This is a genomic window from Kitasatospora xanthocidica (assembly GCF_014656195.1).
Classification (GTDB): domain Bacteria; phylum Actinomycetota; class Actinomycetes; order Streptomycetales; family Streptomycetaceae; genus Kitasatospora; species Kitasatospora xanthocidica.
Genome location: NZ_BNBY01000006.1, coordinates 19,059 through 29,833, shown reverse-complemented (window position 1 = coordinate 29,833; position 10,775 = coordinate 19,059). Strand labels below are relative to the sequence as shown.

The following is a 10,775-nucleotide window of genomic DNA, read 5'->3' as shown; positions in this document are numbered from 1 at the left end:
GGGGAGCACCCGGCCGACCGGCGTGTCAGGGCCCTCAGGTCGCCGTAGGCGCCCCCGGGCGGGTGGAACGGGTGCCGCCGGACAGGTCGGCCAGCGGCGCGCTGCCCAGCACCCCGCCGAGCAGTCCGGAGCCGGAGCTCGGGCTGGTCTTCGGCGCCGGGCCCGAGCCGCCGGGGCCCGGGGTGCTGCGCTGGGCGGGGGCGGGACCGCCCCCGGCGGACGGGGCGGCGGGGGCCGGGGAGGAGCCGGTCCCGGCCTCCGGCTTGCCGGAGTGCCCCTTGCCGCTGGGCGTCGGGGTGGCCGGCTTGGCGCTCTGGGCGGCGGACGGCGTACCGGCGCTCGGGGTCGGGGTGGCCGGGCGCGGGGCGGTGGGCGAGGGCGACGACGTGGACGGGCCCTTGCCCCCCGGGGCGCCGGACGGGCCGCCGGACGGCCACACCGGGGTGCCGTAGTCGGTGGCCGGACGGGTCGGTGCCTGGTGCGCCCGGGCGCCGGTGCGGACGGCCGCACCGAGCATCGAACCGAGCAGCAGGGTCAGGCCGACGACGACGGTGGTGACCACGGTGCCCCGGCGCAGCACCCGGCGGCGCAGTGCGCGGGGCGCGTCGGCGCCGTACCGCCGCCAGGCCTCCAGGTTGAGCCGGCCGTCCAGGGAGGCGAACGGCGCCCCGGCGATCAGCAGCGGGCTCCAGGCCGCGAGGAAGATCAGGTCGGGGGTGTCGTAGACCGGTACGGCCCGCCAGCTGACGGTGAACAGCAGCGCGGCGGAGAGCGCCATCGCCGCCCCGGCCGCGAGCCGCTGCCAGAGGCCGAGGACGGTCAGCACGCCGACCACGATCTCGATGAACGACACCGCCAGCCCGGCGCCCACCGGGTGCGCCATGGCGAAGGCCAGCAGCGGCTCGGCGACCTTCCAGGGGTGCAGCGAGGAGAGCCAGCGCATCATCGAGCCGCGCTCGCCGCCGTCGAAGTACACCGGGTCGCAGAGCTTGCTGAACCCGGCGTAGACCGAGAGCGAGCCGAGGACGGCGCGCAGCGGCAGCAGCACCAGGCCGAGGTCGACCCGGCGGCCGGGGTACCAGGGCTGCTTGCCCTCGGCGTCGGTGGCGGAGACCTCGGGCAGTTCGCCGCTCGGGGTCCAGCCGTGCGGCTCGCCGACCGGGCCGACGCCCGCGTCGGTGGCGGTGCCGTCGCCCTCGCGGGGCTGGCGCGGGACGGTCCGGGCGCCCGCGAGGGACGGGATGACCTGGGTCTCCGCCTCGGCCAGGCCGACGCCGACGCCGCCGCGGGCCGGGGTTCCGCCCTGGCGCACCGCCTCCAGCAGCTGGGTGGCGGCGAGGTCGCCGGGGGGTGCCTGGCCGGTCCAGGTGACGGCGGTGACCCGGCCCTTGCGGCGCGGCGCACCGCCGGCTCCGGCCCCGGCCAGCGCCGGGACGGCGGAGGCCGGGACGACGACCTGCGGGGTGACCAGCGGACGGCGGATCAGGCCCTGGTTGGCGTACGGGTCGCCGAACGCGGCGCCGGTGGACAGCAGTCCGGCCGGAGCCTCGATCAGCGGCGCCACCGGGGCGCCGAGCCGGAGTCGGAAGCTCGCCTGGGTGATGCTGAGCCGCGCGGGGTCCGACTCCACCTTCACGGTGTTGAGGCCGGGGCCCGCGTCTATCCCGGTGCTGCCGCCGCCGAACAGGGGGCGCCGAGGTGTTCTGGTGTCCACGCCCGTCTAACCGGGTGACGGCCGCTTAGGACACTCTCCCGGGTGGATGTCCGGCGCACACTTGAAGTGATCATGAAAAAAGCGATCGGACCCGGTCGGGCCCGATCGCCTTTCACTCGAATTGCGGGCAATACGGAAGATCGCCTGCGCCCCGCCCGTCGAACGTGCTCAGCGCTCAGCGATCATTGCCCAGCGATCAGCACTGACCGATCAGCACTCAGCGCTTGGCGCGCAGCCGCGCGGCCTCGTACAGCACGATGCCCGCCGCGACACCGGCGTTCAGCGACTCGGTCAGGCCGGACATCGGGATCCGCACCCGCATGTCGCAGGTCTCCGAGACCAGCCGGGACAGGCCCTTGCCCTCGCTGCCCGCGACGATCACGACCGGGCCGGTCAGCAGCTCCAGGTCACCCAGCTCGGCCTCGCCGTCGGCGGCCAGGCCGACCACCATCAGGCCGGCCTTCTGGTAGGCCTCCAGGGTGCGGGTCAGGTTGGTGGCCCGGGCGACGGGCAGCCGGGCCGCGGCACCGGAGGAGGTCTTCCAGGCACCGGCGGTCATGCCGGCCGCGCGGCGCTCGGGGATGACCACGCCGTGCGCGCCGAAGGCGGCGGCGGAGCGGACGACGGCGCCGAGGTTGCGCGAGTCGGTGACGCCGTCCAGCGCGATGATCAGCGCGTCCTGGCCGGCGTCGGAGGCGTCGACCAGGAGGTCGTCCGGGTGCGCGTACTCGTACGGCGGGACCTGGAGCACCAGGCCCTGGTGGTTCATCCCGCCGGTCATCTGGTCCAGCTGCGGGCGCGGGGCCTCCATCAGCGGGATGCCGCGGTCGTTGGCGGCCTGGAAGGCGTCGCGGACCCGGTCGTCGGTGTCGATGAACTGCTGGACGTACAGCGCGTTGGCCGGCACGTCGCCCTGGAGGGCCTCGACGACCGAGTTGCGGCCGAAGACCAGCTCGGCGCTGCCCGCGCCGCCGCGACCGCCGCGACCGCCGGCACCGGCCCGGCGCATGCCGGCCCGGGCCTTGGCGTCCCGCTCGCGCTTGATCGCGGCGTTGGCGGCCCGCTGCTTGGGGTGGCCCTTGCGCTCCTCCCCGGGCGGGGTCGGGCCCTTGCCCTGGAGCGCCTTCCGGCTGTGGCCGCCGGTACCGACAGACGCACCCTTCTTCGATCCGGGGTTGCGGCGGTTCCTGCGTGCACTGTTGCCGGCCATGGCTGTACTTCCTGTCTGTCCGGCATGCCCTCGCCGCCCCGGTCTGTCCCGGCGGCGGCCGACGGCATGCGTACGTCATGCGGGAGGGCCGCACCGGTCCGGTACGGCCCACCCATCACCCCGATCGTCAGATGGGGTTACTGGCTGTTGATCGTCCAGCGCGGGCCGGACGGGGTGTCCTCGATCGCCAGCCCGGCCAGGCCGAGCTGGTCGCGGATGGCATCCGCGGTGGCGAAGTCCTTGCGCTGGCGCGCCGCCTGCCGCTGGTCGAGGACCAGGCGGACCAGCGAGTCGACCACACCGTGCATGCTCTTAAGTGTCCCAGTCTCACCGCGCTCCGTCCCGGCCCACTGCGGGTCGAGCGGGTCGAGGCCCAGTACACCGAGCATCGCACGGACCTCGGCCAGTCGCGCCACCACGCTCTCCTTGTCGTCCGCGTTCAGGGCGCTGTTGCCCTGGCGGACGGCGGTGTGCACGATGGCCAGCGCCTGCGGGACGCCGAAGTCGTCGTCCATCGCCTCGGCGAAGGCCGGCGGCACCTCGGGCGCCGCGTCGACCGTGCCGCAGCGCTCGACGGCGCGCTGGACGAAGCCCTCGATCCGGCCGAAGCCGGCCTCGGCCTCACGCAGCGAGTCCACGCTGTACTCGATCATCGAGCGGTAGTGCGGGGCCGCCAGGTAGTACCGGAGCACGATCGGCCGCCACGCCCGGACCATCTCGGAGACCAGCACCGAGTTGCCCAGCGACTTGCTCATCTTCTCGCCGGCCATGGTGACCCAGGCGTTGTGCACCCAGAAGGCGGCGAAGGCGTCACCGTACGCCTTGGACTGGGCGATCTCGTTCTCGTGGTGCGGGAAGATCAGGTCCAGCCCGCCGCCGTGGATGTCGAAGGCCGGGCCCAGGTACTTGTGGGCCATCGCCGAGCACTCCAGGTGCCAGCCCGGACGGCCGCGGCCCCACGGGGTCTCCCAGCTCGGCTCGCCCGGCTTGGTGGCCTTCCACATCGCGAAGTCGCGCTGGTCCCGCTTGCCGGTCTCACCCTCGCCGCTCGGCTGGCGCAGGTCGTCGAGCTTCTGGTTGGAGAGCTCGAGGTAGTCCGGGTAGGACTTCACGTCGAAGTAGACGTTGCCGTCGGCCGCGTAGGCGTGGCCCTTCTCGATGAGCCCCTGCATCATCTCGATCATCTCGGGGATGTGCCCGGTGGCCCGCGGCTCCACCGTCGGCGGCAGGCAGCCGAGCGCGTCGTAGCCGTCGTTGAAGGCGCGCTCGTTCTCGTAGGCGATCTGCCACCACGGCGTGCCGAGCTCGCGCTCCTTGGCGATGATCTTGTCGTCGATGTCGGTGACGTTCCGGGCGAAGGTCACCTGGTAGCCGCGGTAGGCGAACCACCGCTGCATGATGTCGAAGTTGAGCCCGGAACGGATGTGCCCGATGTGAGGCGCCGACTGGACGGTAGCGCCGCACAGGTAGATCGAGACACAACCCGGTACAAGCGGGACGAAGTCGCGTACCTGTCGGGTGCTGGTGTCGTACAGACGAATGCTCACAGCGTCAAGCGTAGTGGGAAGTGGGGGGTGCCCCGCCACATTCCCCGGGACAACGGTGCTGTGATCCCGGGGAAGGGCAGGTCGCGGGCGGAAAGCCGGCGGGAAGCCGGCGGGAAGGTCAGATGCTGCCGACCACCTTGCGCGGGCTGAGGCGCACGATCACCCGGACGTCGTCCGGGCCGTCCCAGGTGTACTTGTCCACCCCGCGGTACTTGGCGGCCAGCTCGTCGATCAGCTCCCGGCCGCCCTCGGTGGTCATGCTGACCTCCCCGCGCGCCTCCAGGTACTCGTACGGGCTGTCCGCCGGGTTGAGCAGGATCGAGACGCGCGGGTCCCGCACCAGGTTGAGGTGCTTGCGGCGGCCCTCGACGGTGGAGAAGAGGATGTCGTCGCCGTCCCTCTTGACCCAGACCACCGAGGACTGGGGGCTGCCGTCGGGCTGGACGGTGGAGACCACGGCGAAGCTCTTGCCGTCGATCAGCGCCTTGGCGCGGTCGGAGAGTTGGGTGGTCATCGTGGCGAAACCTCATCTCGTCGCGGCGGTCACGGCCCGAGGGGAAGCCCCGCGCGGGCCCGAGCCGACAGTACCGACCCGGGCCCCCGCGCCACCGGGTGAACACCCGTCAGACGCGGTTTTCTTCCCGACCTGCTTCCGGACACGCTTCCGGCCGCTCCACCGACCACCCCACCGGCCCGCGCCCTCACCGCCCCGCCGGACTCAACGCCGTTCGTACACCAGGGCGGTGGCGATCGCGGCCAGCCCCTCGGCCCGGCCGGTCAGGCCCAGCCCGTCGGTGGTGGTGCCGGAGACGGAGACCGGGGCGCCGGCCGCCTCCGAGAGCGCGGCCTGCGCCTCGGCCCGCCGCTTGCCGATCTTCGGCCGGACGCCGATCACCTGGACCGCGACGTTGCCGATCTCGAAGCCGGCCTCGCGGACCAGCCGGGCCGCCTCGCCGAGCAGCTTCACCCCGGAGGCGCCGGCCCACTCCGGGCGGTCGGTGCCGAAGTGCGCGCCCAGGTCGCCGATCCCGGCGGCCGAGAACAGCGCGTCGCAGGCGGCGTGCGCGGCCACGTCGGCGTCCGAGTGCCCGGAGAGCCCGACCCCGGCGTCCGGCCACTCCAGCCCGGCCACCCAGAGCGGGCGGCCGGCCTCGAAGGCGTGCACGTCGGTGCCGATCCCGACGCGGGGGATCAGGGGGAGCTGTGGGTCAGTAGGCATCGGCGGCCCTCCGGCGGGCGAGTACGGCCTCGGCGAGCACGAGGTCCAGCGGACGGGTGACCTTGAACGCCTCCTCGTGGCCGGGCACCACGACGACCTGGCCGCCGTAGCGCTCGACCAGGCCGGCGTCATCGGTGACGGGCGGCGCGTCGGCGGTGCCCGCGCTCTCCTCGGCCAGCGCCTTGGCGTGCACCTCGACCAGGGTGGCGCGGTCGAAGCCCTGCGGGGTCTGCACCGCGCGCAGGGTGGACCGCTCGGGCGTGTCGAGCACCGGCTCCGGGTGGCCCGGGTTCGGTTCGACCCGCTTCACGGTGTCGGCCAGCGGCACCGCGGGCACCACGGCCCGGGCCCCGGCCCGGACGGCGGCCGCGACGGCGTCCACCACCTCGACCGGCACGAGCGGGCGGGCCGCGTCGTGCACCAGGACGATCCCGACGTCCTCCGGGATCGCGGCCAGGCCGAGGCGCACCGACTCCTGGCGGGTCGCGCCGCCGGCCACCACCCGGATGTCCTTGTCGTCCAGCCCGTGGCTGTCCAGCAGGGCGACCACCTCGGCCACCCCGTCGGCGGGTGCGGCGACCACGACCAGGCCGACCGCCCGGCTGCGGGCCAGCGCCCGGACGGCGTGCACCAGGAGCGGCACACCGCCCAGCTCCCGCAGGGCCTTCGGGGCCCCTGGCCCCAGCCGCTCACCGCGTCCGGCGGCGGGCACCACTGCTGCTGCGACTGCTGCTGACGCGTTCAGGTTTCACTCCTTCGGCGAAGTGGGTATGGCCATGGCGTGCCCGGCGGGCGCACCGGGCCCCTTCCGAAGAACCACGGTCCCACTACCCGCCGCACAGCTCCGCACGACCCGCACTCCATGGAAGTTCCACGGGAGAGCGGGTGCAGAAACGGTCTTGCAGGCCTGGACCGGCTCGGGGCGCGAGGTGTCGTCCGGACACGCCTCAGCGCCCGGAGTGCCACTGCACCACTCCCGGACTGTTCGTCCGAGGAGCGGCGCGCCGGCACCGGGCGCTGTGGGCGTTGGGCGGAAGCCCGACTGCACTGCGGTGGCGCGTGCGCTACGAGGCGAGGACCTCGTCGAGCAGCGTCTCCGCCTTGTCCTCGTTGGTGTTCTCCGCCAGCGCGAGCTCGCTGACGAGGATCTGGCGCGCCTTCGCGAGCATCCGCTTCTCGCCGGCCGAGAGGCCGCGCTCGCGCTCGCGACGCCAGAGGTCGCGCACAACCTCGGCGACCTTGATAACGTCGCCCGAGGCGAGCTTCTCCAGGTTCGCCTTGTAGCGACGGGACCAGTTGGTCGGCTCTTCCGTGTACGGTGCGCGCAGCACCTCGAAGACCCGGTCCAGACCCTCCTGGCCGACTACATCGCGCACGCCGACGAACTCCGCGTTCTCGGCGGGCACGCGGAGCGTCAGGTCTCCCTGCTGCACCTTGAGCACCAGGTAGGTCTTGTCCACACCTTTGATCTGGCGAGTTTCGATGGCCTCGATCAGTGCGGCCCCGTGATGGGGGTAGACCACCGTGTCGCCAACCTTGAACGTCATGTGACAGGACCCCTTCCGTGGCTTTCCAGAATAACACGCTTCTCGGCGCACCCGAAGGGCGTTTTCGCAGGTCAGGGCAGGTCTCGGGGCTTGACAAGCACCCCCATGACGTGCTGCGACCGGTGTTCGAGGGGGGCTTCCCGCAGGTCGGAGGCGGTTCCGGGGTTCGGCGAAACCCTTGCGCAACACCCCCGCAACCATGATTGGATCTTGAGCTTTCACCTCTTTTCCGGTCGCGACCCAATCGTTATTCGATCTTGGTCGAAGCTTGTCCGCGTCGTGACCGGGACATGGCGGGTGTACCGCCGGACGGCCCCCGGCGGGCCCCGGGAGTGCGACACGGGGACCACCCCGTGAGGACGGCATAAGTGAGGTCGATAATCTGAGACCTGACCTACCGACACGTGACTTAGGAGAAGCCGCCGCCGTGAGCCGCAGCCTTCGACGCGGCAGCATCGCCGCCATCGCCGCCATCGCCATCGCCTCGCTGTCCTCCTGCGCAGCCGGCAACACGCCGGACACCCTGCAGATCAAGCCGGACAACGCGGCGGCAACCCTCGGGACGAACCTTCGGCTGAACAACATCGTGATCGTCACCGGGGAGGGCACCTCGGGCGACTACTCCGGCGCCGCCAACGTGGTGGTCAACATCGCCAACACCGCGAACACCCCGGCGGAGCTGCAGTCCGTGACGGTCGGCACCTCCACCGCCACCTTCGCGGACGCCGCGGGCGCCCCGCTGACCGGCATCGTGGTGCCGGCCGGCGGTTCGGTGGCGATCGGCGGCCAGGGCAACCCGACCGCCGGCGTCGCCTCCGCCTCCGTCCACGTCGGTGGCTTCGCCCCCACCACCTTCACCTTCAAGGACGGCCAGAAGGTCGAGGCCCAGGCCGGCGTGAGCCCGGACGGCAAGGGCCTCTACAAGGGCTACGGCCCGACCCCGTCGGCGAGCGCCACGCCCGTCAAGAGCTCCTCTCCCGCCGCGGGCGCCCCGACCGCCGGTGCCACCACCCCCGGTGCCACCGCCACCCCGGGCGCCCCCGTCACCGGCACCCCGGCCACCGGCGCCGCCGTTCCGGCCGGCGCCACCACCCCGGCGGTCCCGGCCGCCCACTGACGCCGTACCCCGCCTCCGGCGGGCCCGGACGGGCCCGCCGGGAGCAACGCGGAGGCCCCCTCCGGCTGCTGCCGGAGGGGGCCTGCGCGTGTGGCGCGCTCCCGCGGTTTACGGCTCGAACTTGTAGCCGAGGCCGCGGACCGTGACCAGGTAGCGCGGCGCGCCCGGGTCCGGCTCGATCTTGGCCCGCAGGCGCTTCACGTGGACGTCCAGGGTCTTGGTGTCGCCGACGTAGTCCGCGCCCCAGACCCGGTCGATCAGCTGCATGCGGGTGAGCACCCGGCCCGCGTTGCGCAGCAGCATCTCCAGCAGGTCGAACTCCTTGAGCGGCAGGTCGACCTTGGCGCCGTCCACGGTCACCACGTGGCGGTCGACGTCCATCCGGACCGGGCCCGCCTCCAGGGCGCCCGGGCCGTTGCCGTTCTCGCCGGCCCCGCCGTCCTCGCCGCGGCGGCGCAGCACCGCGCGGATCCGGGCGACCAGCTCCCGGGTGGAGTACGGCTTGGTGACGTAGTCGTCAGCGCCTATCTCCAGCCCGACGACCTTGTCGATCTCGCTGTCCTTGGCGGTCACCATGATCACGGGGACGTTGGAACGCACCCGGAGCTGGCGGCAGACCTCGGTACCGGGCAGACCCGGCAGCATCAGGTCGAGCAGGACGAGGTCCGCGCCGTTGCGTTCGAACTGCTCCAGGGCGTCGGGGCCGGTGGCGGCGACGGCCACCTCGAAGCCTTCCTTGCGGAGCATGTACGAGAGGGCGTCGCTGAACGACTCCTCGTCCTCGACCACCAGTACTCGGGTCACGATCAGGCCTCCGGGGCAAGCTGCGGGGTTGTGTCTGACAGGTGTGGTTCCCGCTCCCGGGTGGGGAGCGAACGGTCGGTACGGTCCGTGCGGTCCGTGCGGCCCGTGGTGAGGGTTCGGGGTGCCGCGGCGGGGCCGGCGGCGTCCGGCTCGTGGTCCGGCTCGCGGTGGGCCCGGTCGGCGTCGGTCCGGTCGGCGTCGGTCCGGTCGGCATCGTCGTGGAGGTCGCCGCCGGCCCCGTCGACGTCGTCGTCGAGGCCGTCGTCATCGAGGTCGTCGTCGCCGGGCGCCTGCCCGGCGGGCAGGCGGACGGTGAAGGTCGAACCCTGCCCCTCGACGCTCCACACCGACACGGTGCCGCCGTGCGAGGCGGCCACGTGCTTGACGATGGAGAGGCCGAGACCGGTGCCGCCGGTGGCCCGGGAGCGGGCCGGGTCGACGCGGTAGAAGCGCTCGAAGACCCGCTCGCGGTCCTTCTCGGAGATGCCGATGCCCTGATCGGTGACCGAGATCTCGATGAGCTCGCCGTCCGCCTCCCCGAGCGCCGCGGCGCTGGAGATCCGGCGGGTGGCGATCGCCACGCGGGTGCGCGGCGGGCTGTAGTTCACGGCGTTCTCGACCAGGTTGCCGAGCGCGGCGGCCAGCTGGCCGCGGTTGCCGTGCAGGTAGAGGCCGGCGATGCCGCCCGCCGCGATGAGGATCTGCTTGGCGGCGGCCTGCTGGCGGCAGCGGTCGATCGCCTCGGCGATCAGCTCGTCCACCGCGACCGGCTCCGGGTCGACCATCAGCCGGTCGTCCTGGACCCGGGAGAGGTCGATGATCTCCTGGACCAGGCTGGCCAGCCGGGCGGCCTCGACCTGCATCCGGCCGGCGAAGCGCTGCACCGCCTCCGGGTCGTCGGACGCGTCCACGACCGCCTCGGAGAGCAGCGACAGGGCACCGACCGGGGTCTTGAGCTCATGGCTGACGTTGGCGACGAAATCCCGGCGGACGGCCTCCACCCGGCGCCGATCGGTCTGGTCCTCGACCAGCACCAGCACCAGCCGGGAGCCCAGCGGGGCGACCCGGACGGAGACCGCGAGCGGCTCGGCCGCGCGGGCCGCGCCCGGCCGGGGCACCTCCAGCTCGACCTGGCGGATCTCGCCGTCCCGGCGGGTGGCGCGGGCCAGCGAGAGCATCGGGTCCACGGCGACGGCACCGCCGCGCACCAGGCCCATCGCGTACGCCGCCGAGCTGGCCTTGACCACCTCGTCGCCCTCGCCGAGCACGATCGCGCAGGAGCGCAGCACGGAGAGCACGGTGTCGACCCCCGGCGGCAACGGGGGCTCGGGGTTGCCGGTGCCCAGTGCCTGGTACCGGCCGTGGTTTCTGCCGCTGGTGCCGCTCTGCTTGCCCCTGGCCTGCTCGCGCTCGCTCCAACGGAAGGCGATGGAGGCGGTGAGGCCGACACCGAGCCCGGCTATGGCGCAGGCAGCGGCGGCGGCCACGTTCACGTCCATGTGGCCAGCGTAAGCGCACGGCCAGGCCAGTCCCCAAGGTCTGGGTCAAGGCATCGACCACGCGTTGCCGAGAATTCACCTTCGTGTGGCCGCCGATTCACCGCACCGGCCGTGCATC

Annotated in this window: 10 protein-coding genes; 1 reads left to right on the top strand and 9 read right to left on the bottom strand. The window is 73.1% G+C overall.

The annotated features are described in order from the left end of the window. Positions 1-34: 34 nt before the first annotated feature. The 7 genes from IE332_RS41860 to IE332_RS12470 all read right to left on the bottom strand — a co-directional run bounded on the left by IE332_RS41860 (position 35) and on the right by IE332_RS12470 (position 7,237). Complete coding sequence (locus IE332_RS41860; RefSeq protein WP_189915899.1) at positions 35-1,714, bottom strand: DoxX family membrane protein; 1,680 nt, start codon at positions 1,712-1,714, stop codon at positions 35-37. Between the two features lie 217 nt (positions 1,715-1,931). Beyond that, on the bottom strand, positions 1,932-2,924 hold the full coding sequence (rlmB, locus tag IE332_RS12495) for a 23S rRNA (guanosine(2251)-2'-O)-methyltransferase RlmB (RefSeq protein ID WP_189915898.1): 993 nt from the start codon (positions 2,922-2,924) through the stop codon (positions 1,932-1,934). Positions 2,925-3,061: 137 nt separating this feature from the next. Next, a complete protein-coding gene (gene cysS / locus IE332_RS12490; protein WP_189915897.1) occupies positions 3,062-4,471 on the bottom strand; it encodes a cysteine--tRNA ligase in 1,410 nt (469 codons plus the stop codon). 118 nt (positions 4,472-4,589) lie between these two features. After that, complete coding sequence (locus IE332_RS12485; protein ID WP_189915896.1) at positions 4,590-4,985, bottom strand: PPOX class F420-dependent oxidoreductase; 396 nt, start codon at positions 4,983-4,985, stop codon at positions 4,590-4,592. A 204-nt stretch (positions 4,986-5,189) separates the two neighbouring features. Beyond that, positions 5,190-5,690 (bottom strand): 2-C-methyl-D-erythritol 2,4-cyclodiphosphate synthase, encoded by a 501-nt coding sequence (gene ispF, locus IE332_RS12480; RefSeq protein ID WP_189915895.1) that lies wholly within the window; start codon positions 5,688-5,690, stop codon positions 5,190-5,192. Beyond that, complete coding sequence (gene ispD, locus IE332_RS12475) at positions 5,680-6,435, bottom strand: 2-C-methyl-D-erythritol 4-phosphate cytidylyltransferase (protein WP_229928586.1); 756 nt, start codon at positions 6,433-6,435, stop codon at positions 5,680-5,682. Before ispD ends, ispF begins: the two co-directional genes overlap by 11 nt. Positions 6,436-6,754: 319 nt before the next feature. Continuing rightward, positions 6,755-7,237, bottom strand: coding sequence for a CarD family transcriptional regulator (locus IE332_RS12470; protein WP_014136563.1), 483 nt, complete (start codon positions 7,235-7,237; stop codon positions 6,755-6,757). Between the two features lie 427 nt (positions 7,238-7,664). On the opposite strand from IE332_RS12470, the gene IE332_RS12465 reads away from it, so the two are divergent. Next, positions 7,665-8,354 (top strand): DUF461 domain-containing protein, encoded by a 690-nt coding sequence (locus tag IE332_RS12465; RefSeq protein ID WP_189915893.1) that lies wholly within the window; start codon positions 7,665-7,667, stop codon positions 8,352-8,354. A gap of 108 nt (positions 8,355-8,462) precedes the next feature. Here IE332_RS12465 and phoP read toward each other — a convergent pair whose 3' ends face one another. Both phoP and IE332_RS12455 read right to left on the bottom strand, forming a co-directional pair. After that, the gene (phoP, locus tag IE332_RS12460) at positions 8,463-9,158 is read right to left on the bottom strand and encodes a two-component system response regulator PhoP (protein ID WP_189915892.1); all 696 of its coding nucleotides are present in this window, start codon (positions 9,156-9,158) and stop codon (positions 8,463-8,465) included. Positions 9,159-9,160: 2 nt separating this feature from the next. After that, a complete protein-coding gene (locus IE332_RS12455; RefSeq protein WP_189915891.1) occupies positions 9,161-10,657 on the bottom strand; it encodes a sensor histidine kinase in 1,497 nt (498 codons plus the stop codon). Positions 10,658-10,775 lie beyond the last annotated feature (118 nt).